Here is a 25,484-nt window from a genome sequence, read left to right as displayed (position 1 = left end):
TCATCACGCATCACCCGCTCGCCGTTCCGTCCCCTAGGGAGTTCCGCCATGCCCGCAACCGCACCCGTAGCCGTCACCGGCGCCGAAGGATTCATCGGCTCGCACCTGGTCGAAGCGCTCGTCGCCGCCGGCCACCAGGTCCGCGCCATGGTGCAGTACAACTCCTTCTCGTCCTACGGCTGGCTGGAGTCGCTCTCCGAAGAGGTGATGTCCCACGTCGACGTCGTACTCGGCGACGTCCGCGACCCCGGCTCCGTCCAGGGGCTGGTGACCGGCACCGAGGCCGTCTACCACCTCGCCGCGCTGATCGCGATCCCCTACTCCTACCGTGCCCCCCACAGCTATGTGGAGACCAACGTCACGGGCACCCTCAACGTCCTCGAAGCCGTGCGCCACCTGGGCATACCGCGCCTGGTGCACACCTCCACCAGCGAGACCTACGGCACCGCGCAGACCGTGCCGATCTCCGAGGACCACCCGATCAACACCCAGTCGCCGTACGCCGCCTCCAAGGCCGGCGGCGACCGCCTCGCCGACAGCTACCACGCCAGCTTCGGCGTTCCCGTCGTCACCCTGCGCCCCTTCAACACCTTCGGCCCCCGCCAGTCCATGCGCGCGGTCATCCCCACCGTCATCGGACAGGTCGCCGCCGGAGAGCGCGTCATCACCCTCGGGGACCTGCGCCCCACCCGCGACTTCAGCTACGTCGCGGACACCGTGGCCGCCTTCCTCGCCGTCGGCACCGCACCCGCCGACGCCGTCGTCGGACGCACCTTCAACTCCGGCACCGGCGAGGAGATCTCCATCGGCGACCTCGTCTCCCTGATCGGCAAGCTCATGGACGCCGACCTCGACGTCCGTTCCGACCAGGAGCGCGTCCGGCCCGCCGGCTCCGAGGTGATGCGGCTGGTCTGCGACTCCTCCCGGCTGCGCGCCGCCACCGGCTGGGCCCCGGCCCACACCCTGGAGACCGGCCTGGCACACACCGTCGACTTCTTCCGCGACCCGAACAACCTCGCCCGGTACAAGGCCGGCATCTACAACGTCTGACGCGAGGGCACCGCTCGCCCGTCACGTCACCCCACGCAGAGAGGACGGCATCATGCACGTAGTCATACTTGCCGGAGGCAAGGGCGTCCGGCTCCGCCCGTACACGACCGCGCTCCCCAAGCCCCTGGTGCCCATCGGCGAGGAGCACGCGATCCTGGAGATCGTGATGCGCCAGCTGGCCGGGGCGGGCTTCACCAGCTGCACCCTGGCCATCGGCCATCTCGGCCACATCATCCGCGCCTATGTCGGCGACGGCTCCCAGTGGGGCATGAAGGTGGACTACACCACCGAGGAGAGCCCGCTGGGCACCATGGGCCCCCTCCTCACCATGCTCGACAGACTGCCCGAGCACTTCCTGGCGATGAACGGCGACATCCTCACCGACCTGGACTTCGGCGACGTGTACCGCTCGCACGTGACCTCCGGGGCGCCGCTGACCATCGCCACCTACGCCCGGCAGGTCAGCATCGACTTCGGGGTGCTGACCACCGACTCCGGCCGGGTCGTCGGCTTCGCCGAGAAGCCCAGCATCGACTACCGCGTCTCCATGGGTGTCTACGGCGTCTCCCGCGCGGCACTCGCCCGCTACACCCCGGGCCTGCCGCTGGGCTTCGACGAGCTCGTGCTGGACATGCTGGCGGACGGCACCCCGCCGCACGCCTACGAGTTCGACGGCTACTGGCTCGACATCGGCCGTCCCGACGACTACGACCGGGCCAACAAGGAATTCTCCCTGCACCGCGACATGCTGATCAAGGGAGCGTGACCGGCCCGCATGCGCATCCTTGTTTTGGGCGCCACCGGCTTCCTGGGCCGGCACGCCGTCGAGAGCCTGCGCGCCCTTCCGGGCGCGCGGGTGCTCGTCGGCGGCCGGAACCCGGGCGCCGGCCCGCACTTAGACCTCACCGCCGACCCGGCCCACCTGGTCACCGCGGTCCGCGAGGCCGCCCCGCACGCCGTCGTCAACTGCGCGGGCGCGGTCGGCGGCAGCGCCACCACCCTCATCGGCGTCAACGCCAAGGGCCCCGCCGTCCTTTGCGACGCCCTGTCCGAGGCGGCCCCCGGGGCCCGCCTCGTCCACCTCGGCTCCGCCGCGGAGTACGGGGCCGCCGACGGCGAACGCCCCGCCGCCGAGACCGGCCCCGCCCGCCCGCTCGGCCTCTACGGCGTCGCCAAGCTCGCCGGCACCCTCGCGGTGACCGGATCCGGCCTCGACGCCGTCGTCCTGCGGGTCTTCAACCCCGTCGGCCCCGGCGCGCCCCGTGGGTCGCTGCCCGGCCGGCTCGCCGCCGAACTGCGCGCCGCCGGCCCCGGCGGCCGGGTGCGGGTCGGCGACCTCTCGGCCCACCGCGACTTCGTCGACGCCCGTGACGTGGGCGAGGCCGTCGCCCGCGCCGTCGCCGCTCCCGGCCCGCTGCCGCCCGTCCTCAACATCGGCAGCGGCACCGCCCGGCCCGTCCGGGAGCTCGCCCGGGGGCTCGTCGCCGCGGCCGGCTTCGACGGTCGGCTGGAGGAGGACGGCGACGGCTCACCGCGCTCCGCCGCCGTGCCCTGGCAGCGCGCGGACCTGGCCCTCACGGCCCGCACCCTGGGCTGGACCCCGGCACGGCCGCTCGCCGAATCCCTCGCCGACCTCTGGGCCGAGACCCTGGCCCGGCCCGAGGAGCGCGCGCGGTGACCCGTCCGGCGGCCGCCGGACGGGCCGGTCGCGCCGGCCTTCTCGTGCCGCTCTACGTTCACCCGGCGACCGACCCCGGGGCGTGGGCGGCCCTGGTGGCCGCCGCGCCCCGGCTGCGCGCCGTGGTGCTCAACGCCGCCGACGGGCCCGGCCGGCTCCCCGACCCGGCGTTCGCCGAGGCCGCGGCCCGGTTGCGGGGCGCGGGCGTGCCCGTACTCGGCTACGTCGACACCGCCTACGGGAACCGCCCGGCCCGCGAGATCGTCGGCGACGTCCGCAGGCACCGCAGGTGGTACGGCGTCGACGGCGTCTTCCTCGACCAGGCGGCGGCCGGCCCCGGGGCGCTGCCGCACTACCGCCGTCTGGTCCGGCTGGCCAGGGCGCTGGGCGCGGGCACCGCCGTCCTCAACCCCGGCACCCACCCCGACCCTGGGTACGCCCGGGTGGCCGACGTGCTCGTCACCTTCGAGGGCGGCTGGGAGGCGTACCGGACCGCCGGCGTGCCCGCCTGGACCGCCGACCATCCGCCGGAGCGCTTCTGCCACCTCGTCCACGGGGTGCCGGAGGAACACACGGCCCTGGTCGCCCGCACCGCCGAGCGCCGGGGCGCCGCGGTGCACTGCGCGGTGCCGGGCACGGGGGCCAACCCGTGGCGGAGCGTGCCCGGGGACGGCACGGGGGCCGCGCGGACGGACCCGGGAGCGGCACGGGAGACTGCTCCGGGGCCGGGCACAGGGCCGGAACCCGGGCCGGTGACAGGACCGGAAGCACGACGGGGGCCGGTACCGGAGCCGGGAACGGCACCGGGAACGGCACCGGGATCAGCGACGGACACGGCACCGGCGCACGCGCCGGAAAGGGAAGGTGCGCGGTGAGTACGACGCGTCGACGAGGCCGGGGAGCCTGGGCGGTGGCCGCACTGCTGCTCCTCGCGGGCTGCTCCGGAACGGACTCCGGGGAGCCCGAACCGCCGGACGGGGAACGCCCGCCCTCAGCCGGCGGTTCGGCACCGCCCTCGGCCAAGGGGCGGACGCCGGCCCCGGGCCGTACGCCCTCCGGCTCCCCCTCGGGCTCCGCGGGCCCGGCCGGTCCGTCCGCCTCCGCGGAGCCGGCCGGCCGCTGGCAGCCCCGCCCCGGCACCCGGTGGCAGTGGCAGCTCGACGGGAAGGTCGACACCGGCGTGGACGTCCCCGTCTACGACATCGACGGCTTCGAGAACTCCGCCGAGACCGTCGCCAAGCTGCACGCCGACGGCCGCAAGGTGATCTGCTACGTCAACGCCGGGGCCTGGGAGAACTTCCGGCCCGACCACGACGCGTTTCCCAAGGGGCTGCTGGGCGCGGACAACAAGGGCTGGAAAGGGGAGAAGTGGCTGGACATCCGCCGCCTCGACCAACTCCGGCCGATCATGGCGGCCCGGTTCGACATGTGCCGGAAGAAGGGCTTCGACGCCGTCGAGCCGGATCTCACCGAGGGCTACCGCAACAGCACGGGCTTCCCGCTGACGGGCGCCCACCAGCTCGCGTTCAACCGCATGCTCGCGGGGCTCGCCCATGAGCGCGGCCTGGCCATCGGTCTGAAGAACGACCTCGACCAGATCCCCGAGCTGGTCCGGGACTTCGACTTCGCCGTGAACGAGCAGTGCGCGCAGTACGACGAGTGCGGGCGGCTGGCCCCCTTCACCGAGAACCGGAAGGCGGTTTTCCATGTCGAGTACGAGCTGAAGCCGGGCGAGTTCTGCGATACGGCCGAGAAGCTCGGGCTCAGTTCGATGCGCAAGAAGCTGGAGCTGGACGCCTGGCGGCAGCCCTGCTGAGCGGGCCGGACGAGGACCGGACTCCAACCTGGCTGCCTCGTCCGGGCTCGTCCGGAACCGCCCGGGGCCGCCGTCGCGCCCCCGGGCGGAGGCCCCGGCGCGGAGCGGGCACAATCGGGGGGTGTCCAGAAAGAACAGCCCACGCCCGCGACCGGCCGCCGTCACGGAGACCTCGCCCTGCCCCTGCGGCCTCGAAGCCACCTACGGTGACTGCTGCGGCGGCTTCCACCGGGGCACGGGGACGGCCCCGACCGCCGAGCGGCTGATGCGCTCGCGCTTCAGCGCGTTCGCCGTCCACGACGCCGCCTATCTGCTCCGCACCTGGCACCCCGCCACCCGGCCGGAGGAGATCGACTTCGACCCGCGGCTGCGCTGGACCCGGCTGGAGATCCTCGGGACGACCGGCGGCACGGCGTTCCACACGGAGGGCACCGTCGAGTTCCGCGCCCACTACGCGGTGCGCGGCGAGGAGGGCTCCCAGCACGAGAACAGCCGCTTCGCACGGGTCGACGGCGCCTGGGTCTACGTCGACGCCATGGAGTGAGCCCTCGGGCCCGCCGCGGACGTACCCCCGTCACGTTCGCGGCGGGCCGCCGTCAGCGCGCCGCCGGGATGTACGCCAGGCCGTGCGCGCCCGCCTCGCCGGCCCGCTCGACCTCCAGCGTGGTGACCACGCGCATCTCCCGCAGGTCGACCACGGTCACGGTGCTGGACAGGACGTTCGCGACATAGCCTGTCGCACCGTCCGGCGAGGACGTGATCGTCAGCGGGAACCGGCCGACCGGCACCTGACCGACGACCTCGAAGGTCTCCGGAGCGTAGACCGTGAGCACGCCGTCGGTCTGCGTGCCCAGGGCGCCGCCGTCGTCCGTCGCCATCCGCAGCTCGCCCGCCAGCACCAGCCCGGCCACCGTGGTGTGCACGGGGAAGACCACCCCCTCGGTGGGCAGCGTCCGCACCACCTCGCCGGTGGCCGCCTCGATCACCCGGATGCCCGGCCGCGCGGCCGGCGGGGAGCCGAAGTCGCCCTTGGGCGCGGCTACATGCACATACCGGCCGTCCGGCGAGACGGCGAGCCCCTCGCTCCCCGGCACCGAGATCCGCCCGGCGAACTCGTCGCGCTCCAGGTCGAGCACGGAGATGAACGGCGCCTCCTTGTTGGTGGACCAGCCGCGCCGCCCGTCGGGCGAGACCGCGAACCAGTGCGGCCCGTCCGCCATCACCGGGATGCGGGTGATCCGGTCCAGCGTCTCCGCGTCGAGCACGACCACCCCGCCCGGCTCGGTGTCCGTCGCCTCCACGCTCACGTACAGCCGGTCCCGCTCCGCGTCCAGGGCCAGCCCGTGCGGCGCGTGGTCCGGCCCCAGGTCGACGACCGTGACGATCTCCAGGGTGTCCACGTCGATGACGGTGAGGTCGCGGGCCCGCCCCTGGTGGGCGTGGTAATAGCCGGCGACGTAGGTGCCGGCGCAGTACAGCCGCCGCCGGGCGGGGTCGAAGCACAACTCGTGGGGCTGGGCGGGGACATCGAGCACCGCCAGCCGCTCATGGGTGAGGGCGTCGAAGAAGGTGACGGTCGGGCCGCTCTGGCTCACGACGGCCAGCAGGTCCAGGTGACTGAAGTTCCTCGGTTCGCTGTTCATGGCCCGGATCCTCGGCGCCCGCCGCTCCCGGCTCCAGTGCGGCGGGGTCAACACACTCTTGTCCCCGGCGCAATGTCCCTGGTGGCGCCGGTCGCGGACGGTCCGGCGGCACCGTGCCGGCGTGGCCCATCTCACGTCCCGGCGGCTCCGGCGGGGCGGGTCCGGGCCCGTTCCACGGGGTGCCGGCGACCACCGCGCGGGCCCGGGCCGGATCCGCGGGGCGGCTCGCCCGACCCGCCCGTACGGCTGGCGGCGCGTCCCGGACCCCAGGATGATCGGAGCCCGACGGCGACCACAGGAGGAGTCCCGTATGCCCGGTTCCCGCAAGCGCGCCCGGTCCCCGCTCACCTCGGCGCTGGCCGCCCTGGTCCTGGCCCTCGTCCCGACGGCCGTCCCGGCGACGGCCACGGCCGCCGCCCCCGCGGGCTACGACCACCAACGCTGCGGCAACACCTCAGGCCGGGTGCTGCTGACCCTGGACGACTGGTCCTACGGCGACGACGACCGCGCCGTCACCGTGGGGAGATCCCTCCAGCGCCGGGGCATCCGCGCCGCGTTCTTCCTCGTCAACTCCTACGCCTCCCGCTATCCGAAGGTCGCCGCCGCCCTCCACACCCAGGGCCACTGGGTCGGCAACCACACCTACTCCCACCCGCACCTGCGGCAGCTCTCGGAGCGGGAGGCCCGCGCCGAGATCCGCGGCGGCGTGGACAGCACCCTGCTGCGCCCGCCCTACGGCGACTTCGGCGACCGGGAGACCCGCCTGGCCGAGGAGCTCGGCTACCGCATCTGCACCTGGACGGTCGACACCCGGGACTGGGAGGGCCCCGACGGGACCTTCCCCGGCACGGCGGCGCTCCGCGCGACCGTGCGCGACGCCCCGGCCGCGGACAAGCGGAGCGGCGTCATCCTGGGGCATCTCTTCAGCCACTTCCCCGAGGCCCTGCCCGGCATCGTCGACGACCTCAGGGACCAGGGCTACCGGCTGTGCCGCAACACCGGCCCCACCACCCATGTCATCCCCTACCCGCTGAACTGCTGAGGCACAGCTCCGGACGGGCCCGGTGCCGGTCGTGCCGGTGGCGGCGCGCGGCCGGCCCGGGCGGTACGACCAGCACCGGGCACGGGGCGTGCCGCAGGCAGTAACGGCTCACCGAGCCCATCAGGAGGCGGTGCACCGCACTGTGCGAACCGCCGCCCACCACGAGCAGGTCGCCCTCCCGGCACGCGGCCGCCACCAGCAGCGGGCCCGCCTGGCCGCGGGCCACGACCGGCTCGCAGCGCAGGTCGCCCGGGAGGCCGCCCAGGGCCCGCTCGCAGGCGGCCGTCAGGGTCGCGCGGGCCCGGTCGGCCAGCTCCCGGGCCGTCTCGGGGTCCGGCGGCCACATCATGTCGACGTAGTCGCCCTCGGGGGAGGAGTGGACGAGGACCGGGCGCAGCCGGGCGCCGTGGCGGCGGGCCTCCCCGGCGGCCTTCCGCAGGGCGTCCAGGCTGCCGTCCGATCCGTCGACCCCGACCACTACACGTCGTACCGTGCTCCTCATTTCCTTTCCCCTTTCCTTTTCGCTTTTCCTCTTGCGTTCCTTCGCGATTTCTCACCGGTGGTCCCGCCGTATACCGGGCGGCACCGTTCTCCACGCTAGGCGGCGGCCCTTTTCCGGGGCGTCCACCGGCCGGTCCACCGGGCGGGGGAAAGGCCCTCCACCGATCGGTCACCGGCGGGGCGCCGCGGAGCGCCCCGGGTTAACGTCGGAACCGATGACCACCCGGTGGCGTGAGCAGCAGCTCGGCGAGATGATCGCGCAGTCCTCGCGCTATGTCGCCTGGAGCCGGCTGCCGTTCTTCGTCCCGCTGTTCATGGCGGGACAGCACCCGTCGGCGGACTACTTCCACCGCGCGTGGTTCGACGGGCTGCTCGGCGTCTATCTGGTCTGGTCGCTCGCCCGGCTGGTGTGGGTGTACCGGCGGCCGGTCACCGGTGTGGGCAGCGCGGTGGCGGCCCTCGTCGTCGACCTCCTGATCATCACCGGCCTCGCGGTCACGGCGGGCGGCCAGGACTCCCCGGTCCGCTACGCCTATTTCATCTGGCCCCTGGCCACCGTCCTGTGGCAGATGCCCAGGATCACCGCCGCGCTCGGCGCGGTCTGCATGGCGGCGTACGCGGCGATGTCCCTGCCGCACCTCCTGGCCGACCGGGAGGAGCAGAGCTGGCCGGTCATCGTGGACGAGGTGTACGTGCTGTGGATCATGGGCGTGTGCACCCTGATCGCGATGCTGCTGGGACGCCGTACGCGTACCGTCTCGGACCTGCTGGACACCCGTGAGCTGCTGCTCGACGACGCGCTCGCGGCCGAGACCCGCGAGCGCGCGGACCTGGCGGACGCGCTGCACGACGGCGCCGTCCAGACGCTGCTCGCGGCCCTCCACGACCTGGAGGAGGTCGAGGAGGCGGTGCCGGGGTCCGCGGCGCCCGGCGGGGCGGCCGCGCTGCGCCGCGCGCAGACCGAGGTGCGCAGGACCGTCACCGAGATGCGGGAGATCATTTTCGATCTGCATCCGCAGATCCTGGCCGCGGCGGGCCTGGCCGCCGCGCTGGAGGCGGCGGGGGAGCGGTTCGCCCGGCGCGGCGGCTTCGCCGTCCACTACGACCTGCGGCTGCCCGGCCGCGTCGGCCACGAGGCCCTGCTCTACTCGGCGGCCCGGGAACTGCTGAGCAACGTCGTCAAGCACGCCCACGCCTCCCATGTGTGGATCCGGCTCGCCGTCGACGCGGACGAGACCGTCCTGACCGTCCGGGACGACGGCACGGGCTTCGACCCCGCCGTCGTCCAGCGGCGTCTCAAGGAAGGCCACATCGGGCTGGCCAGCCACTATGTGCGGGTGGAGAGCGCGGGCGGCCGGTTCACCGTCGACAGCGGCCCCGGCGGCACGACGACCGAGGTCCGGCTGCCGTCCGCCGCCGAACCGGGCGCGACTCCCACGTCGGCGCCCTGACCATTGCCCCGGCCTCCGCCCGGCCGCTCCACGCGGCCCGCCGGGCCGGGTCCTGCACGGACCGCAGGACACGGCGGTCTGCCCGTCCCCGGCCCTCTCCCGGACGCCCCCGGGCGCGCTCCGCGGGCCCTCGGACCGCAGCGGGTGGCGGCCGGTTTCCGGCGGGCCGGGCGGAAAGGGGCGTGAGCGGGCCCCGGACCCTTCGTCCGCCTCGGAGCGCGGCGGGGTGAGTCGGTGTCCGGCGGGCGGGTCGGAAAGGGCGGTGCGCGGGCACCCGGGCCTTCTGCCCGCCCGGAGCGTGGCGAGGCGACGCCGGTGTCCGGTGGGCCGGGCGGGTGGGGCCGTGGGCGGGCACCCGGAACCGATCGCGCTGTCCGCCGGTGGGGGCGGTACGGCCGCCCTCGTCGCACCGGCCGCCGGGCGGGTCCCGGGTTGCGGCCCGGCGCCGTTCACCTAACGTGAGGAATCACCATGATCCGCCCACCCGTTCCCCGCCCCGGCCGCCGCCCATGGCCGTGACCGCGCGCGTCCGCCGGTTCCTCGGGCGCGCGGACACGCGGCGGGCGGCGCGGCGCGCCCTGTGGGTGGTCTTCGGGGGGTGTCCCGGCTTCTATGTCTGCCGCTACGTCACCGGCGACGACGTCATGGCCCTCTACTCGTTCTTCGGCTCCCTGCCCCTGGCCATGTTCTGCGAGGTGCCCGGCGCCGCCCGGGAGCGGACCCGCACCCTGCTGGCCGCCGTGCCGGTCGGCTGGGTGCTCGTCACCGCCGGCACCCTGCTCGCCGTCCGCTCCTGGGCCGCCGCCTGCGGCATGTTCGTGGTGGGCTTCGTCATCTCCTACTGCGGGGTCGGCGGCCCCCGGGTGACCGGCCTGGCCACCGCCTTCCAGCTCTTCTACGTGCTGCCCTGCTTCCCGCCCTACGCGCCGGACACCCTGGGTTCCCGGCTCGCCGGCCTCACCCTCGGCATCCTGCTCACCGCCCTCGCCGAACGCCTCCTGTGGCCCGACCCCGACCCGGTCCCGTACCGGATCCGCCTCGCGGACGCGGCGGCGGCCGTCGCCGACCGGGCCCGGGCCGCCGCCGACCGCCTCGCGACCGGGGCGGACGGGCCCGACACCACCCGGGAACCGGCCGAGCGCGCCCTGGAGGCCGTCCGGCTCTCCCGGGTCCCCACCGGGGAGCGCCCCGCCTCGCCCTCCGTCCGCGACCACGCCCTCAACCACGTGCGCGTACTCGTACGGCAGGCCGGCGACCAGCTCGACCGGCTGTTCACCGACGCCACCGCGCCCCACCCGGCGGCCCCCGCCACCGTGTCCCTGCTGCGGCACACCGAGGACGTCCTGAGGGCCGCCGCCGGTGGCCTGCGCACCGGCCGCCGGGAACCACCGGACGACCTGCCCGGTGCCCTCGTGGCGTTCGACGCGGCCCGCGCCGGCACCGTGGCCGGAACCCCGGCCGCCCGGCTGCGGCAGGACGCGGTCGCCCGCGCGGCGGCCGTCGCCGCCATGCTGACCGGGAAGGCCGCCCGGATCGCCCTCGGCGACCGCCCCGCCGACGACGGCGCGGGCTTCCTCGCGTACGCCACCACGCCCGCGCCCGTCCGCTGGTGGTGCCGGCTGCGCCTGCACCTCACCCCGCACTCGGTGCACCTCCAGAACGCCCTGCGGATCGCCGTCGCCCTGGCCGCCGCCCGGCTGCTCGTCGGCGTCCTCGGCCTCTCGCACGGCTTCTGGGTGCTGCTGGCGACCCTCAGCATGATGCGGACCTCGGCCGCCGACACCCGCGCCGCCCTGCGACCGGCCTTCGCCGGCACGGTCGCCGGCGCGGTGGTCGCCGCCGCCCTGCTCCGGGTGGTCGGGGACGTCCCGCTCGTCTACGCGGTGCTCCTGCCCGTCGTGCTCCTCGTCGGCTTCACGGTGGGCCCGCCGTCCGGGCCCGCGGCGACGCAGGCGGTCTTCACGCTCACCGTCGTCCTGGCGTTCACCCAGTTCACCACCCCCGACTGGGCGCTCTCCGGGGTACGTCTCGTCGACGTCCTGATCGGCGGCGCCGTCGGCGCCGTCGCCGGCCTGTTCGCCTGGCCCCAGGGCGGGCACGGCGAGGTGCGCCGGGACACGGCGGCCTTCCTCACCGACGGCGCCGCCGCCTGCCGCGAGGTCATCGCGCTGATCGGCGCCGGCCGGGGCTCCCGCGCCCCGCTGGAGGCGGCCCGCCACGCGATGCTGCTCGCGGAGGCTTCGTACATCCAGTACCGGATCGAACGCGCCGGGCGGGATCCCGCGGCGGAGCCGCCGTGGGGCTTCGCCCTCGCCGCGGGCTACGACCTGGTGCACGGCGGGGAACTGCTGGTGGCCGGGTGGCACGGGAAGGCGGCCGGGCCGCTGCCCGGGGCGGCGGCGGAGGAGCTGACCGTACTGGCCGGGCGGGTGGCGGACGGGACCGTGCGCGTCGCGGAGGCCCTGCGGTCCGGGGCGGATCCGGTGGGCGAGGCGCGGCCGGCCGAGGTGCCGTGCCCGGCGGCGGAATCCTCGCCGCTCCGGCAGGTGGCGGGGCTGCCGCCGGGGGTCACGGACGCGGACGCGCTGCTGGTCGCGGACGCGGAGGCATGGCTGACGGGGGTCGCGAGGGACCTGGCGCGCCTGCGCTGAGGCGCTCCCGGGGGCTCCGCCGCCCGATGGGGGCCGGGCGGGCCCGGGGGAGGGCTACGCCTCCTCGTCCGGGTGGACCACCAGCACCGGGCACCGCGCGTGCCGCAGGCAGTGCCGGCTCACCGAGCCGAAGAGCAGCCGGTGCACCGAACCGTGCCGCCCCGCGCCCATCACCAGCATGTCCGTCGTACGGGGCGCGCAGGCCACCAGCGCCGGGCCGGGCTGTGCCCGGATCACCCTCGGGCGGACCACCAGCCTGCGGGTGTTCTCGCCGAGGGCCCGCTTGCACGCGGTCTGCAGGCGCTCGCGGGCGGTCCGCTCCCAGTGCGCGCGGACGTCCGCCGGCGCCGGGTACATGGCGTCGGCCGCCTCGCCGCCCGGCGGCACCCAGGCGATCACCGGGCACAGGGCCGCGTCGTGCCGCTCGGCCTCCTGGGCGGCCTGCCGCAGGGCACAGACGCTCGCCTCCGAACCGTCCACACCGACCACCACGCGCTGTACGACCTCCGACATGACCTTCACCTTCTCCGGGAGTGTGCTCCGCGACCTTCTTTTTAAGCCCTTTTGTCGCTTTTCATCCTCCAGGGTAGGTGCCGGTGCCCGGCCCGGGATCCCGCCTTCGGCCGACCCGCCGGGCGACACCGCCTCCTCCGATCGGGGGAGGTCACCGGAGGCCGCCCGGGCGGTCGGCGTGCCCCGTCCGGCCTATCGTGGATGCCAGGACCAGCGACGGGAGGACGATTCCTGTGACGGATTCCGGTGCGCGGGTGACGGTCGTGGTGGCGGACGACCACCCGGTCTACCGCGAGGGCATCGCCCGCGGGCTCCAGCTCAGCGGGCGGATCGACGTGCTCGCCGAGGTCGGGGACGGGGCCGAGGCCCTGGAGCTGATCCGCGAGCTCACACCCCAGGTCGCCCTGATCGACTACCGCATCCCGACGATGGACGGCATCGCCGTCGTCCACGCGCTCGCCCGGGACCACCTGCCGACCCGGGCCCTGCTGCTGTCGGCCACCACCGACGCCGCCGTGGTCTACCGCGCGGTGCAGGAGGGCGCCGCGGGGTACCTGGCCAAGGACGCCAAACGGTCCGAGATCGTCGACGCGGTGCTGAAGGTCGCGGCCGGCAAGCAGGTGGTCTCCGAGGACCTCGCCGGCGGGCTGGTGGACGAGATCCGGATGCGCGCCGACCGCGACCCGGCCGTCCTCTCCGAACGCGAGCGGCAGGTCCTGCGCGGCTTCTCCGAGGGGAAGAGCATCCCCCAGCTGGCCTCCGAGCTGTATCTGGGCGCCAGCACCGTCAAGACGCACACCCAGCGGCTGTACGAGAAGCTCGGCGTCTCCGACCGGGCCGCCGCCGTCGCGGAGGCGATGCGCCGGGGACTGCTGGAGTGACGCCCCCGGCGCGCGGGGGCGCGGATCCCGGCGCCCCCGCCCGAGCGCTCCGCTGGAACTCCGGCGAGTCATCCGCGGGTGCGTTGTGGCCGGCCGCGCAGTTCCCCGCGCCCCTTCGGGGCGCTGCCGGACCGCACTGGACTTCGCCGAGCCGGCCTACACCGGGATCTCCGCCCCCGCCAGCTCCCGCGCCACCTGGTGGGCCTGCCGCACCACATTGCCCAGCAGGTTCGCGAACGGGACGCGGACGTGCGTGCCGACGCCCACCACCCAGATCCGCTCCGGTGCCGCCCCCGGCCCCCGCCGCACCCGCAGGTCCGCCTCCAGACGGTCGACGGCCCAGCCCGCGCCGGGCGGCGCGTCCAGGTACAGGGCCGTGCCGTCGTGGTTCCAGCACAGCGTCGGCAGGAGGAAGCCGGTGGCGTTCACGGCGTAGTCGAAGCGCTCCGGCGCGGCCCCCGGGCGCTCCACCCGCCAGGCGCCGTCCTCGAAGGCCACCGCGGCGGGGTACGAGCCGGCCAGCCGCAGCGCCCCCGATCCGGCGTGTGCCAGCAGCCGGCGGGCGTTGCGGGAGGTCATGGCCGTGACATAGCGGCCGGTCAGCGGGGCGAAACGGGCCTGGAGCGCCGCCATGCGGCCGGGGGGAAGCGACGGTGCGAGGGCGATGAGGGCATCCATCAGCGCGACCATGATCCCCGGCCACCACACGGCGCCCTCCTCCACCAGCGCCGCCTCCTCCCGCAGCCGCTGGAGCGGGTCGGCCGCCCGGGACGTCTGGCGGCGCAGCGGCACCCGGCTCAGCAGCCGCACCGACTCCACCGCGCAGCGCAGCACCCGCTCCTCCAGGAGCGGGTCGGCCGGGTCGAGCCGGGCGAGCCGCTCCAGCGGCGGGAACGCCCGTACGGGCGCGGCCAGTGACACCCGGACCGCCGGCAGCAGGCCGGACGGTGACGTCAGCGTCGCCCGGTGGCCGTCGCGGCACAGCAGCAGGGCCGCGTCGATCGCCGACTGGTGGCTGCCGAGCACCAGCACGTTCGATCCGGCGGGCAGCCGCTCGCGGATCCGTGCGGCGGGATAGGGGCTGTCCAGGTAACGGGGGTGGTCCTGGAACGCGGCGAAGCCGTCCGGGACCCGCGGCCGGTGGACGCCGGTCGCGACCACGACCTCGTCGGCCCGCAGCTCCCGTCCGTCGGCCAGCCGCACCCGGTGCCCGGCGGGCCCGGCGGTCACCGACTCGGCCGCCCCCCGGACGTGCCGCACCTCGACGCCCAGCTCCCGCGCCCGCGCGCGGGACCGGTCGAAGCGGTCGTGGCAGTACGCGGCCATTCGCGCCCGGGGCACACAGTCCAGCGGCCCCACCTCCAGGCCCTGCTCGCGCAGATGGCCGACGAAGTCACCCGGCTCGTCGGCCAGTAAGGAGTTGATCTCGGCGGCGGTGTTGCACAGCAGCAGCGGGTCGCGGTCCCCGAACGCCAGGCCCCAGCCCGGCGGATTGGGATCCACCAGCAGGACCGACCGGATCCGGCCACCGCGCGGCGGCCCCGGCCGGCCGCCGCCCCCGCCCCGGCCCGGCGCGTCGAGCAATTCCCGCACCAGGTGCAGCACACAGCTCGTCCCGGCGACGCCGCCGCCGATGACGACCACGTCCCGCCCCGGGCCCGGCCGTTCCCGGAGCCCGCCGGCGCACCCGGCACCCCCACCGCCGTCGGATTCGGCCGTACGTCCCACTGGCACCCCCTTTTCCATAGGGCGACCCTGCCCAGTCGGCTGTACACCGGAACCCCCGCCGTCCACAGCGGCGGAAAAGCCCCGCCGGCGCCCGCCCCGCACCCGTACGCGCCCACGGGATGCGGGCCGCCGGGGCCCGGGTTACGTTCCCCGACGTGGACCCTGTCTCCTCCGCGGGCGCTCCCGGCCCGGAACCGGCGGGTTCCGCTCGCTGGGCGATGCTCGCCGTCCTCTGCGCCAGCCTCCTGCTGGTCGCCATGGACGCCACGATCCTCAACGTCGCCCTGCCGTCGCTGATCAAGGAGATGCGGCCGGACGCCCTGGAACAGCTGTGGATCATCGATATCTACGGGCTGGTGCTGGGCGGCCTGCTCGTCACCGCCGGCGCCGTGGGCGACCGGCTGGGCCGGAAGCTCCTCTTCGTCACCGGCTTCGCGCTGTTCGGCGCGGCGTCCGTGCTCGCCGCCACCGCCGGGTTCACCGACAGCGTCCTCCAGCTGATCTCCGGCCGGGTGCTGCTGGCCATCGGCGGCGCGATGGTGATGCCCTCCACGCTGTCCCTGATCCGCACCATCTTCACGGACCCCCACGAGCGCACCCTGGCGATCGGCGTCTGGGCCGCCGTGGCCGGGGCCGGCGCGGCGATCGGCCCGCTGGTGGGCGGCGTCCTGGTGGACGCCTTCTCCTGGTCGGCCGCCTTCTGGGTGAACGTGCCCGTGGTGGTCGTCACCCTCGTCGCGGCCGTCCTGCTGCTGCCCGAGTACCGCAGCCCGTCGCACCACAACCTCGACCTGCCGTCCGCCGTGCTGTCCGTGGCCGGCGTCATCGCCACCGCCTGGGGCATCAAGCACCTGGCCGGCGGCTTCCGCCCGGCCGACCTGGCCGTCCTGCTCGTCGGCCTGGCCGCCCTCACCTGGTTCGTCCGCCGCCAGCTGGTCGCCGCGGACCCCCTGCTGGACGTCCGGCTGTTCGCCAACCGCCCCTTCCTGGCCGCCGCGCTGGCCACCCTGATCGCCATGATGGCCATCGGCGCCGCCCTCTTCCTGCTCTCGCTCTGGCTCCAGTACGTCCAGGGGCACGACGCGCTCCAGGCCGGCCTGCGGACGCTGCCGGTGGCCCTCGCCGCGCTCGCCGCCGCCCTGCTGACGCCCTGGCTGCTGCGGCACACCGGCGTCCGCACGGTGCTGACGGTGGGTCTGGCCGCCCTGCTCTGCGGCTTCGTCCTGCTGGCCGCCGCGCCCCAGCCGCTGGGCTACGGCACGGTGCTGATCGCGCTCATCACCTTCGGCCTCGGCGACGGCCTGGCCATCACCGCCTCCGCCGCCGTGATGGTGGCCGCGGTCCGGCCGGAACGCGCCGGTCAGGCGGGCGCGGTCTCGGAGAGCGCGTACGAACTGGGCATCGGCTTCGGCGTGGCGCTGCTCGGCAGCGTCCACCACACCCTCTACCGCTCGGGGATGACCGGCCTGCCGGAAGCCGTGCGCGGGGGACGGCTGGAGAACGCCCGCGGGTCGGTGGGCGGCGCCGACGAGGTCGCCCGGGACCTGGGCCGCGACACCGAGGAGGGCAGGGCGCTCCTGCGGACGGCACGGTCCGCGTTCGACGACGCCCTCACCACCACCTCGTGGGTGTCCGTCGGCATCGTGGCCGTGGCCGTCGTGCTGGCGGCCGCGCTGGTGCCGCGCGGCTTCCGGGCCGACTCCGCGCACTGAGCCGCCGGGCCCCTCGCGCGCCCCGGCCCGCCGGCCTGCCAGCCGGCCCGTCAGCCGGCGTGGAGCGTCGGCGCGCAGGCCGGGCTGGGCCGGTCGCCGGGGTGGAAGACCAGCACCATCAGCCGGGCGCGGGGCGAGGCCAGCGGCTGCGCGCCGCACAGCGACACCCAGCCGGGCCCCTTCCTCGTGTGCAGCAGGGGCCGCACGTCGCCGTCGGGGTGGATGTACGCGCGCCCGCCCGCCTCGTACAGCGGACCGGACACCGGGTCGGCGAGGACGTCCGCCTCCAGTTCGGCGAGGGTCCGGTCGTGCGGGAGCGCGGCCACGGCGGCCCGCAGCTGCGGCAGGATCATCGGCGCCCAGCGCTCGCGCCAGTCCGTGAGCACTGTCCGGGCCTCGGGGTGCAGCGCCATCCAGCGCATGGTGTTCTCCGGCACCTCACCCCGGGGGAACAGCTCCGCGAACGCCTCGTTGTGCGCGATGACCCGCCAGGACTGGTCGTTCAGATAGGCCATGTGGGAGAGCCCGTCGACCACGTCCTGCCACGCCCGTGACACCTCCGTCCCCGAGCGGTGGTGCAGCGGGTACGGCGGGTCGCGGTGCACGGCGTAGAGCCACAGCGACGTCCACTCCTGCTCGGTGAACTCCAGCAGCCGGGCCACGTCCCGCAGCAGGTCCTCGGGCGGGTTGGGGTACGCGCCCGTCTCCAGCCGGTTGAAGGTGCCGTAGGTGCGGTGCAGCAGCTGGTCGATCTGGCTCTGCGTCAGTCCCGGCGCGCGCCGCCCCTGCCGTGAGGGGCGGGCCAGGCCGTGGTCCTCCGGGGCTATCCGGGCCCGCCGGTCCCGCAAGAGGTCCTGCAGTGCTTCCTTGTCCACGGTGCACCCCTAATATCACGACCGGCGCCGCAGCGGAAGCCGAATTCATAGGAGAATTTTTCCAATGAAAAGTTCTCGACAGAAATGATCGCATCCTTGCTGCATGATCTACGTACGGGTCAGCAGTCACGGGGGTGCCGCTGACCTGGTCAACGTCGACCCGGCCGGGACGGCGGCGAAAGGAGCACCGCATTCGTTCGCTGACCGACCGTCCGGGCCGGCAGCGGACGGGGAACATCCGCCGCCAGCTGCCCCGCGCGACGTTACGTACCGGCTGGTGGCCGCCTCGGCCGAACGGGCGGCACGGGAACCCGCGCCGGGCTGTCCCCGCCCCTCCCGCACCGACTGCTGATAGATCCGCGGTATGGGTGACGAGGACCAGCGGACGGGGGCGCCCTCCGCATCGGCGGCCGCCGCACGGATCGGCGCCGCCTGTGCAGGCGCGGCGCCCGCCGTCGCCGTGCGGCTGAGCGGGACCGAGCTCGCGCCCGGCTGGGCGGTGGCCGTCTTCGGGCTGGGCGTGCTCGCCGCGGCGCTCCTGCTGATGTGGGCCGCCGAGACCGCGCGCGCCGATATGGCCGGAGCCCTCGCCCTCGCCCTGCTGGCCTTCATCGCGGTCCTGCCGGAATACGCCGTGGACCTCTACTTCGCCTACGCCGCGGGATCGGACCCGTCGTACGCCGCCTACGCCGCGGCCAATATGACCGGCGCCAACCGGCTCCTCGTGGGCGTCGGCTGGCCGCTCGTCGCCCTCGCCGCCGCGCTCGCCCTGCGCCGCCGGGGCGCGCCGCCCGCCGGCATCACCCTCGAACCGCACCGCAGGATCGACGTGGCCTTCCTCGCGGTGGCCGCCGTCCTCGCCTTCGTGATGCCGCTCACCCGGGAGATCGCCTGGTACGTCCCGGTCGTGCTGATCCCCTGGTACGGCTACTACCTCTACCGGATCGGGAAGTGCTCCTCGGGGGAGATGGAGGAACTGGTCGGGGTGCCGGCCCGGCTGGCCGCGCTGCCGAAGGCCACCCGCCGCGCGACCACCGCGACGCTCTTCGCCGTCGCGGCGGCCGTCGTGTTCGCCTGCGCCGAGCCGTTCGCCGACGGCCTGGTGGAGGCCGGGGCCTCGCTGGGCATCGACCGCTTCGTCCTGGTGCAGTGGCTCGCCCCGCTGGCCTCGGAGGCGCCGGAGCTGCTCGTCGCCGTCGTCTTCGCCTGGCGGCTGCGGGCCGGCGACGGCCTCGGCGCCCTGCTGTCCAGCAAGGTCAACCAGTGGACGCTGCTGGTCGGCTGTCTGCCCCTGGCCCACGCCGCCGGGGGCGGCGGGTCCGCGCTCCCGCTGGTCACCAGGCAGGTGGACGAGGTCGCGCTGACGGCCGCCCAGACGGTCCTGGCCGTCGTGATCCTGCTCGACCTGCGGTTCGCGCGGTGGCAGGCCGCCTGCCTCTTCGTGCTCTTCGCCGTGCAGTTCGCGCTGCCCGGCGAGTCGGCGCGCCTCGTCCTGACCTATGTCTACCTGGGCCTCGCGGCCCTGCTGCTGACCACCCGGCTGCGCCGGCTCCCGGCCACCGTCCGCGCGCTGGGCGGGCGGATCGAGGGGGACCCGCACTACTGAGGCCGGGCCCACCGGGCCGCCGCCTCCCGGGCCCGTGGGCGCCGGGTTTTGGTGTCCCGGGTCTCCGTGTCCCGGGCCTTCGTGTCCCGGGTCTTCGCCCCGCGGGCCCGGCTCACGGCTCGGTGATCAGGTCCGCGAGCGCCTTGATGCCGTCCGACGCCAGGACGCGCCGCTGCCGGTCCGCCGGTGTGCCGCGCCGCAGCAGCCGGTGCACCAGGGAGTGCACCTGCCGGGTGTCACCCGATTCCTCCAGGGCCTGTCCTATGTGGCCGAGGAGGGTGAGGACCACGGCGTCGGCACCCCGGCGCCTGCCCTCGGGGTCCACCAGCATGCCGTCCAGACCGTACCGCGCCGCATGCCAGTTCGACGCGTTGAGCAGCTCGGGGGTGCAGGGGGAGGGCAGCGGGCCGGTCTTCTCGTCCCGGATGGCCGTGGCGACCAGGGCCCGGACGATCCCGGCGAACATCACGGCGTCGTCGACCCGCAGCTGGACGTCCAGGCAGCGGACCTCGATGGTGGGATAGCGGTCGGACAGCCTGGCCTGCCAGTACAGCTGCCCCCGGTCGGTGATCGCGCCGGCGACGAACAGCGCCTGGATCCGCTCCTCGTAGTCGGCGAGATCGATGAAGTGCGGGGGCGGGCCGCTGACCGGCCAGCGGCTGTAGACCACCGTGCGCCAGCTGGCGAAGCCGGTGTCCTGGCCGTGCCACATCGGGGAGTTCGCCGCCATGGCCACCAGGACGGGCAGCCAGGGCCGGACGCGGTTGAGTACGGCTACTCCCACCTCCCGGTCGGGGATGGCGACATGCACATGCATTCCGTTGACCAGCTGCTCGTCGACCAGCTGCGGTGCCACGGTGTGCATGGCCAGATAGCGGGCATTGCGCGTCACGGGCACGGGGGCCAGCCCCGCGCGCGGTGCGGTCCCGCTCGCTGCGATGCGGCATCCGGTGCGCTTCGCGGCGGAACTCACCGCGTGGCGCAGCCGCAGCAGATGCCTGCTCGCCTCCGCCAGATCCGAGCAGACCGGAGTGGCAACTTCCACTTGGGCCTGCAGCAGTTCCGGCTGAATCTCCCGCTCATGGACGACCGGCTCCAGGTCCACCGCCGCACAGACTTGCTCCGCCATCGGTACGGGCAGCGCGGTGGCCGGGTCGAGCAGAAGATACTCCTCCTCGATCCCTAGGGTGAGCATGCCGTATCGCTACCCCCGCGCCGTCCCGGCGAACCGCGTGCAAGGGCCGTCCCGGGTTTCTGACGCAAAGACGCCGGGCCCTTCTGCGGATACCGCCGCCCGGATGCGGCGGGTGACGCGATTTCGGTCTCCGGACGTCTCGGCAACTTCCTTGCGGTAAAAGGATTTAGGAGGTCCGTGTGGTGCGAAAACATGCCCCGGTTCCCCGAATGGCCGTGAAGTGAAGAAGTTCACAGAAACCCCTTCCGGCGCCGGATTCCGGCATTCCGTGATGCAGGATCTTGGATCGAACACAAGATCCCGTCACCGAGGCGGGCGACCCGGGCGGACGCCGAGTCCTGCCGCCGTACCGGGTGCGGACAGACCGAAAAGGATCGGCAGGAGCGGGAGACCCAAGCACGACGGACCACGAACGCGGTGGTCCTTGGGGTGAAGTCACTCAGGTGACCGGGCAACTTCGACAGCCCGAACCCGACAGGTCATCTTTCGCAGGCGGATGACGAAGGGTTTTGGCATGTCTGCGATTCCTGGCATACCCGCGCTGAAGTCCCGTGCCGTGGCCGCGTCCGTCCTCACCGCGGCCACCGTGACCGCGTCGATGCTGCTGCCCGGTATGGGATCCGAGGCCCAGGCGGCGACGCCCGGTCAGACCGCCGTGAAGGTCGCGGCCTCCAAGAAGGGCTCGCCTTACCAGTACGGCGCCGTGGGCCCCAACCGGTTCGACTGCTCGGGCCTGACGCTCTACTCCTTCAAGAAGGCCGGCAAGACGCTCCCGCGCACCGCCGCCCAGCAGTACAACAAGACCCGTCACCTCTCGGCGGGCTCCCGCCAGGTCGGCGACCTCGTCTTCTTCCACTCCGGCAGCAACGTCTACCACGTGGGCATCTACGCCGGTGACAACAAGATCTGGCACTCGCCCAAGCCCGGCGCGTCCGTCCGCATGGAGAAGATCTGGAGCAGCAGCGTCTGGTACGGCCGCGTCAACTGACGCGGCCGTGGCGCCGGTGGACCGGCAGGCCCCGGCGGCGCGCGACGGTACGACGGCACGGCCCCCGGCTCCGCGAGGAGCGCCGGGGGCCGTGTCCGTGCGTCAGGGCCTCACGGGAGCTGCGCCCCGAACGCCCGGAGGGCGGCCGGCACGGGCTGGAAGAACGTCTCGCCACCGGACGAGCAGTCACCGCTGCCGCCCGAGGTGAGCCCGAGCGCGGTCCCGCCGTCGAAGAGCGCCCCGCCGCTGTCGCCCGGCTCGGCGCACACGGTGGTGTCGATCAGGCCGTCGACCTGGCCCTCCTCGTAGTTGACGGTCGCGTCGAGGCCGGTCACCTCGCCGCCGCTGAGGCCGGTGGTGCTGCCGCTGCGCTGCACCTGCTCGCCGACCGTCGCCTCGCCGGCCCGGGTGATCCGCTGACTCCCGCCGTTGTACAGGTTCACGGCGCTGGGGTGGGCGACGGAGCCGGTGTAGCGCACGAGGGCGTAGTCGTGGCCGGGGAAGGACGACTGCTCGGTCACGGCGATCACGGGGCCGCCCTGGGTGGCGGACCACTCGGTCGAGGCGTTGCCGCAGTGCCCGGCGGTGAGGAAGTACGGCTTCCCGCCCTTGGTGATGTTGAAGCCGAGCGAACAGCGCACTCCGCTGCCCCAGATGGCGTCGCCGCCCATGAGGTACGGGCGGAACGCGCCGCTCGTCCTTCTGAGCGCGGCCTTGTCGCCCAGGCTCGCGACGACCTTCTCCAGCCGGGCCAGCCGGGCCCCCCGCACGGTGCTGTCGGCGGTGACGACGACCTTGTTGCCGCGCGGGTCGACCGACCACGCGGTGCCGGGTATCGCGGCACGGTCCTTCAGGGTGTTCCGGGCCGCCGCGAGCTCGGCGGTCGAGTGCCGGACGAGGCGGGCCTCGGCCCCGGCGGCACGCACCTTCGCGGCGGTCGTCCCGTCGAGGACGCCGACGACGAGGGTGTGCGCCCCGGCGTCGTAGTACGCGCCGGCCGTGTCCGTCGCCGGGAGGCTCGCGGTGAGGCTCCGCGCGAGCAGGCCCGCGCTCTCGGCGGAGAGCGCGGCCGGGCCGGGGGCCGCGTGGGCGCTCGGCAGGCCGAGGGCGGTCACCGCCAGGACGGCGGTGGCGGCGGTGGCCAGGAGCGCCGGCGCGGTGCGGCGGGCAGGGGTGTGTGAACGGTTCACTCGTGCCTCCTGTGGGGGAGTGCCCGACATCGATGTCGGTCGTGGAGGTCGTGCGTGAGGTGACGTGGTGTGAGGTGGGGTGTATCCGAGTGGGGCATGGTGCGACGGCCGATGAGATGGTCGCGTCCATGTCAATCAACCTCAGTGTCACCAGAGGGCCGGGCCGTGTTCAAGGGCGACATCCGGTCGGGCCCGGCGCGCCGCGCGAGGGCCCTCCTTCCCGTGTGCGGAGCGGCGAGTGACCCCTGTCAACAGGAGAGACTCGCAAGGGAGTCGGGCCACCGGTGAGCGGACGGACCGGGCCGCGCCTGTCCGGTAGTCGCTCCCCTTGGCGGCGGGGAGACGCTCTCTTTGCCCGCTGTTGAGGGCCGGGGCGGCCGTCGCGAAGGCCGGCGCCCGGCGGACCGGGCCCCCGTACACGCGCCCCGCACGCCCGGGACGGGCTTCGCGCTCCCGCCCGTTCCACCTGTACGGGTGACACCCGCTCCGGAGCGCCGGAACCGGCGGCGCCCGGTGCCAGGCTGCTCCGCATGCGTCGCCGTACCTTCGTCGTCTCGGCCGCCGGAGCGGCTCTCGCCACGACCACCCCCACGGGCGCACCGGCTCTCGCGGCCGACCCCCTGCCGCCCGCGCTCGGGGCGCGCTTCCCCGGCATGGGCAGGGGTTACTGGCGAGGCGGTCGGCCGCGGTCCGCGTTCCACCGCCACCTCGACACCCTGTGCGCGTACGGGGTCGGCCTCGTCCGGGTGGACGTGTCCTGGCCCAAGAGCGAGCGCAGGCGGGGCAGGTCCCGCGCCGGTCACCCGTACCACAGGCGCCTCGGCGCCGTGCTCGACGCGGCGGCGGAGCGCGGCGTCGACGTCCTCGTCACCCTCCACGACTCCCCGGCCTGGACGCGCGCCGGCGCCGCCTCCCGGAACCCCTCCGCGCGCTTCCCCGACGATCCCGAGGCCGTCCGGCCCTGGGCGGAGTGGCTGGGCGCCGCCTACGGCGACCGGGTCCGCGCCTGGGAGGTGTGGCGCGAGCCCAACCTCCCGGACGCCACCGGCGTGACCGACCCCGGCGAGCGGGCCGCGCGCTACACCGCGCTCCTGCGGGCCTGCTCGGCCGGCCTGAAGGCGGGACACCCCCGGGCCGTGGTGGTGCTCGGCGGCCCCCGCCACACCGACCACCGCTTCGTCCGCGACGTCTACGCCGCGGGCGCCCGCGACCACTTCGACGTGCTGGCCCTCCGCCCCCGTCTGGACCCCGGGGCGCTCCCCGGCATCCGGGAGGTGGCCAACTTCCCGGCCGTGGCCGAGGCGATGCGCGCGTACCGCGACGGCGACAAGCCCGTGTGGTGGACCGACTTCGCCGCGACGACGCCCACCCCCGAGGACCCCGGTGCCCTCGTCCGCTCCTTCGAGCTGGCCCGCGTCGCACACCCGCAGATCCGCCTGGGCGTCCTCGCCCCGGGCGTCTCGCCGCCCCGGCTGGCCGCCCTGCGCGACTACCTCCAGCAGCACGACGGGCGCCGCCCGCTGCTCTGATGCCACGGGCCCGGGGCGGCGCCCGCCGCCGTCACACCCCCGGCAGCCGGCCCTTCGACGGCCGCACATAGACCGCCCACGTCAGCACCAGGCAGACCGCGTACGCGGCGAGGAAGGCGAGGTACGCCGCCTCGCCGTTGTGCGAGGCCAGGAAGGACTGGCGGAAGGCGATGTTGACGAGGACGCCGCCGAAGGCGCCGACCGCGCCCGCGACGCCGATCAGCGCCGAGGCACGGCGCCGCGACCGCTGTTCGGCCGCCTCCGGGTCCGCGCCGGACGCCACCTCCGCCCCGGCCTTGGCCCGGAAGATCGCCGGGATCATCTTGTACGTCGAGCCGTTGCCGATCCCGCTGAGCACGAACAGTGCCACGAACCCGGCGACGAACAGCGGCAGCGAGCCCTGCCGGGACGCGGCCAGGACCACCGCCGCGCCCACGGCCATCCCGGCGTAGTTCCACAGCGTCACCCGAGCCCCGCCCCAGCGGTCGGCCATCAGCCCGCCGACCGGGCGCACCAGCGAGCCGAGCAGCGGCCCGAGGAAGGTGAGGCCCGCCGCCTTCACAGGGGTGTCGAAGTGGTCGTGGAACTGCACCTGGAGCACCTGGCCGAAGGCGAAGCCGAAGCCGATGAACGAGCCGAACGTGCCGATGTAGAGCACCGACACGATCCAGGTGTGCGGCTCGCGGCAGATGTCGCGGACGGCCCGCCGGTCGTTGCGCAGCGCGGTGAGGTTGTCCATCCGCAGCGCCGCGGCGACGGCCGCGGCGACGATCAGCGGGATGTAGACGAGCGGCAGCAGCCTGGGGCTGCCCGTGCCCGCCACGGCCATCAGCAGCAGCCCGGCGAGCTGTACGGCCGGGACCCCGAGATTGCCGCCGCCGGCGTTGACGCCGAGCGCCCAGCCCTTCAGCCGCTGCGGGTAGAACGCGTTGATGTTCGCCATCGAGGAGGCGAAGTTGCCGCCGCCCACCCCGGCCACGCACGCCACCGCCAGGAGCGTGCCGTAGGAGACGCCGGGTTCGAGCACGGCTCCGGCCAGCGCGGTCGGGACGAGCAGCAGCAGCGCGCTGACGACCGTCCAGTTCCGGCCGCCGAACACGGCCACCGCGAAGGTGTACGGCAGTCGCAGGACCGCGCCGAGCGCCGTCGGCAGGGCGGTGAGCAGGAACTTCCCGGCGGCGTCGATCCCGTACTCCGGCCCCAGGAAGAGGACCAGCACCGACCACAGGCTCCACACCGAGAAGCCGATGTGCTCGGAGCACACGGAGAAGACGAGGTTGCGGCGGGCCACGCGGGCACCGGTCTCCCGCCAGAAGCCGGGGTCCTCCGGGCGCCAGTCGGCGATGTCGTGCCGCCCGCCGCGCTCCGTTCCCGCGGCCCCCTCGGCGCCGCCCGCCGTACTCACCGGCGCTTTCCCGGCCGCCGCCCTGCGCAC

At 74.6% G+C, this 25,484-nt stretch carries 21 protein-coding genes, 1 pseudogene and 1 riboswitch; of the genes and pseudogenes, 14 read left to right on the top strand and 8 right to left on the bottom strand.

Going from position 1 to position 25,484, the window contains the following annotated elements:
• Positions 1–48 precede the first annotated feature (48 nt).
• From AF335_RS26720 to AF335_RS26695, 6 genes and pseudogenes are all read left to right on the top strand, one after another.
• Positions 49–1,050 (top strand): SDR family NAD(P)-dependent oxidoreductase, encoded by a 1,002-nt coding sequence (locus tag AF335_RS26720; protein ID WP_102920996.1) that lies wholly within the window; start codon positions 49–51, stop codon positions 1,048–1,050.
• A 52-nt stretch (positions 1,051–1,102) separates the two neighbouring features.
• Positions 1,103–1,816 (top strand): nucleotidyltransferase family protein, encoded by a 714-nt coding sequence (locus AF335_RS26715; protein WP_102920995.1) that lies wholly within the window; start codon positions 1,103–1,105, stop codon positions 1,814–1,816.
• A gap of 9 nt (positions 1,817–1,825) precedes the next feature.
• The gene (locus AF335_RS26710; protein ID WP_102920994.1) at positions 1,826–2,728 is read left to right on the top strand and encodes an NAD-dependent epimerase/dehydratase family protein; all 903 of its coding nucleotides are present in this window, start codon (positions 1,826–1,828) and stop codon (positions 2,726–2,728) included.
• A pseudogene (locus AF335_RS26705) lies at positions 2,725–3,393 on the top strand (spherulation-specific family 4 protein); the annotation flags it as partial. The gene AF335_RS26710 and the pseudogene AF335_RS26705, both read left to right, overlap by 4 nt.
• 245 nt (positions 3,394–3,638) lie before the next feature.
• Positions 3,639–4,544: an endo alpha-1,4 polygalactosaminidase gene (locus AF335_RS26700; RefSeq protein WP_184743901.1), complete on the top strand. Its 906-nt coding sequence runs from the start codon at positions 3,639–3,641 to the stop codon at positions 4,542–4,544.
• A 121-nt stretch (positions 4,545–4,665) separates the two neighbouring features.
• Positions 4,666–5,088, top strand: coding sequence for a YchJ family protein (locus AF335_RS26695; protein WP_102920991.1), 423 nt, complete (start codon positions 4,666–4,668; stop codon positions 5,086–5,088).
• A 52-nt stretch (positions 5,089–5,140) separates the two neighbouring features.
• On the opposite strand, the gene AF335_RS26690 is transcribed toward AF335_RS26695, so the two are convergent.
• The gene (locus AF335_RS26690; RefSeq protein ID WP_102920990.1) at positions 5,141–6,187 is read right to left on the bottom strand and encodes a YncE family protein; all 1,047 of its coding nucleotides are present in this window, start codon (positions 6,185–6,187) and stop codon (positions 5,141–5,143) included.
• 310 nt (positions 6,188–6,497) lie between these two features.
• On the opposite strand from AF335_RS26690, the gene AF335_RS26685 reads away from it, so the two are divergent.
• Positions 6,498–7,229 (top strand): polysaccharide deacetylase family protein, encoded by a 732-nt coding sequence (locus AF335_RS26685; protein ID WP_170127814.1) that lies wholly within the window; start codon positions 6,498–6,500, stop codon positions 7,227–7,229.
• On the opposite strand, the gene AF335_RS26680 is transcribed toward AF335_RS26685, so the two are convergent.
• Entirely contained in the window at positions 7,204–7,731 is a 528-nt protein-coding gene (locus tag AF335_RS26680) for a universal stress protein (RefSeq protein WP_102920988.1), read from the bottom strand. The two genes, AF335_RS26685 and AF335_RS26680, sit on opposite strands and share 26 nt — an antisense overlap.
• 214 nt (positions 7,732–7,945) lie before the next feature.
• Here AF335_RS26680 and AF335_RS26675 point away from each other — a divergent pair, with 214 nt between their 5' ends.
• On the top strand, positions 7,946–9,181 hold the full coding sequence (locus tag AF335_RS26675) for a sensor histidine kinase (protein WP_102920987.1): 1,236 nt from the start codon (positions 7,946–7,948) through the stop codon (positions 9,179–9,181).
• 515 nt (positions 9,182–9,696) lie between these two features.
• Positions 9,697–11,832, top strand: coding sequence for an FUSC family protein (locus AF335_RS36300; protein ID WP_184743904.1), 2,136 nt, complete (start codon positions 9,697–9,699; stop codon positions 11,830–11,832).
• Between the two features lie 54 nt (positions 11,833–11,886).
• Here AF335_RS36300 and AF335_RS26665 read toward each other — a convergent pair whose 3' ends face one another.
• A complete protein-coding gene (locus tag AF335_RS26665; RefSeq protein ID WP_102920985.1) occupies positions 11,887–12,345 on the bottom strand; it encodes a universal stress protein in 459 nt (152 codons plus the stop codon).
• A 233-nt stretch (positions 12,346–12,578) separates the two neighbouring features.
• Between AF335_RS26665 and AF335_RS26660 the strand changes: the two genes are divergently transcribed.
• Positions 12,579–13,226, top strand: coding sequence for a response regulator transcription factor (locus AF335_RS26660; RefSeq protein ID WP_102920984.1), 648 nt, complete (start codon positions 12,579–12,581; stop codon positions 13,224–13,226).
• A 156-nt stretch (positions 13,227–13,382) separates the two neighbouring features.
• Here AF335_RS26660 and AF335_RS26655 read toward each other — a convergent pair whose 3' ends face one another.
• The gene (locus AF335_RS26655) at positions 13,383–14,954 is read right to left on the bottom strand and encodes an FAD/NAD(P)-binding protein (RefSeq protein ID WP_170127813.1); all 1,572 of its coding nucleotides are present in this window, start codon (positions 14,952–14,954) and stop codon (positions 13,383–13,385) included.
• Positions 14,955–15,109: 155 nt separating this feature from the next.
• On the opposite strand from AF335_RS26655, the gene AF335_RS26650 reads away from it, so the two are divergent.
• Positions 15,110–16,666, top strand: coding sequence for an MFS transporter (locus tag AF335_RS26650; RefSeq protein ID WP_244927168.1), 1,557 nt, complete (start codon positions 15,110–15,112; stop codon positions 16,664–16,666).
• A gap of 50 nt (positions 16,667–16,716) precedes the next feature.
• On the opposite strand, the gene AF335_RS26645 is transcribed toward AF335_RS26650, so the two are convergent.
• Positions 16,717–17,541, bottom strand: a complete 825-nt coding sequence (locus tag AF335_RS26645) for an MmyB family transcriptional regulator (protein ID WP_102920981.1) — start codon at positions 17,539–17,541, stop codon at positions 16,717–16,719.
• A 364-nt stretch (positions 17,542–17,905) separates the two neighbouring features.
• Between AF335_RS26645 and AF335_RS26640 the strand changes: the two genes are divergently transcribed.
• Positions 17,906–19,147, top strand: a complete 1,242-nt coding sequence (locus tag AF335_RS26640; RefSeq protein ID WP_102920980.1) for a sodium/calcium exchanger protein — start codon at positions 17,906–17,908, stop codon at positions 19,145–19,147.
• Positions 19,148–19,259: 112 nt separating this feature from the next.
• On the opposite strand, the gene AF335_RS26635 is transcribed toward AF335_RS26640, so the two are convergent.
• Entirely contained in the window at positions 19,260–20,342 is a 1,083-nt protein-coding gene (locus AF335_RS26635; RefSeq protein ID WP_102920979.1) for a carboxylate-amine ligase, read from the bottom strand.
• 352 nt (positions 20,343–20,694) lie between these two features.
• Positions 20,695–20,852: riboswitch (cyclic di-AMP (ydaO/yuaA leader) on the top strand.
• Positions 20,853–20,856: 4 nt separating this feature from the next.
• Here AF335_RS26635 and AF335_RS26630 point away from each other — a divergent pair.
• Entirely contained in the window at positions 20,857–21,330 is a 474-nt protein-coding gene (locus AF335_RS26630; RefSeq protein ID WP_102920978.1) for a C40 family peptidase, read from the top strand.
• Between the two features lie 110 nt (positions 21,331–21,440).
• On the opposite strand, the gene AF335_RS26625 is transcribed toward AF335_RS26630, so the two are convergent.
• The gene (locus AF335_RS26625; RefSeq protein ID WP_102920977.1) at positions 21,441–22,550 is read right to left on the bottom strand and encodes a S1 family peptidase; all 1,110 of its coding nucleotides are present in this window, start codon (positions 22,548–22,550) and stop codon (positions 21,441–21,443) included.
• A 500-nt stretch (positions 22,551–23,050) separates the two neighbouring features.
• On the opposite strand from AF335_RS26625, the gene AF335_RS34860 reads away from it, so the two are divergent.
• A complete protein-coding gene (locus AF335_RS34860) occupies positions 23,051–24,049 on the top strand; it encodes a glycoside hydrolase 5 family protein (RefSeq protein ID WP_170127812.1) in 999 nt (332 codons plus the stop codon).
• A 31-nt stretch (positions 24,050–24,080) separates the two neighbouring features.
• On the opposite strand, the gene AF335_RS26615 is transcribed toward AF335_RS34860, so the two are convergent.
• A complete protein-coding gene (locus tag AF335_RS26615) occupies positions 24,081–25,454 on the bottom strand; it encodes a nitrate/nitrite transporter (protein ID WP_376697874.1) in 1,374 nt (457 codons plus the stop codon).
• Positions 25,455–25,484: the final 30 nt, after the last annotated feature.

The sequence above is a fragment of the Streptomyces eurocidicus genome, from assembly GCF_002891295.1.
In the GTDB taxonomy this organism is placed as follows: Bacteria; Actinomycetota; Actinomycetes; order Streptomycetales; family Streptomycetaceae; genus Streptomyces; species Streptomyces eurocidicus.
Note: the sequence above shows the minus strand (reverse complement) of the source record. Positions and strands in the feature narration are given on the sequence as shown.

Excerpts from the sequence above, each read along its gene's own strand:
- AF335_RS26710 (WP_102920994.1), top strand. The coding sequence starts at position 1,826 with ATGCGCATCCTTGTTTTGGGCGCCACCGGCTTCCTGGGCCGGCACGCC.
- AF335_RS26635 (WP_102920979.1), bottom strand. The coding sequence starts at position 20,342 with ATGCTCACCCTAGGGATCGAGGAGGAGTATCTTCTGCTCGACCCGGCC.
- AF335_RS26675 (WP_102920987.1), top strand. The coding sequence starts at position 7,946 with ATGACCACCCGGTGGCGTGAGCAGCAGCTCGGCGAGATGATCGCGCAG.
- AF335_RS26690 (WP_102920990.1), bottom strand. The coding sequence starts at position 6,187 with ATGAACAGCGAACCGAGGAACTTCAGTCACCTGGACCTGCTGGCCGTC.
- AF335_RS26665 (WP_102920985.1), bottom strand. The coding sequence starts at position 12,345 with ATGTCGGAGGTCGTACAGCGCGTGGTGGTCGGTGTGGACGGTTCGGAG.
- AF335_RS26625 (WP_102920977.1), bottom strand. The coding sequence starts at position 22,550 with ATGTCGGGCACTCCCCCACAGGAGGCACGAGTGAACCGTTCACACACC.
- AF335_RS26715 (WP_102920995.1), top strand. The coding sequence starts at position 1,103 with ATGCACGTAGTCATACTTGCCGGAGGCAAGGGCGTCCGGCTCCGCCCG.
- AF335_RS26630 (WP_102920978.1), top strand. The coding sequence starts at position 20,857 with ATGTCTGCGATTCCTGGCATACCCGCGCTGAAGTCCCGTGCCGTGGCC.
- AF335_RS26640 (WP_102920980.1), top strand. The coding sequence starts at position 17,906 with ATGGGTGACGAGGACCAGCGGACGGGGGCGCCCTCCGCATCGGCGGCC.
- AF335_RS26685 (WP_170127814.1), top strand. The coding sequence starts at position 6,498 with ATGCCCGGTTCCCGCAAGCGCGCCCGGTCCCCGCTCACCTCGGCGCTG.
- AF335_RS26680 (WP_102920988.1), bottom strand. The coding sequence starts at position 7,731 with ATGAGGAGCACGGTACGACGTGTAGTGGTCGGGGTCGACGGATCGGAC.
- AF335_RS26720 (WP_102920996.1), top strand. The coding sequence starts at position 49 with ATGCCCGCAACCGCACCCGTAGCCGTCACCGGCGCCGAAGGATTCATC.
- AF335_RS34860 (WP_170127812.1), top strand. The coding sequence starts at position 23,051 with ATGCGTCGCCGTACCTTCGTCGTCTCGGCCGCCGGAGCGGCTCTCGCC.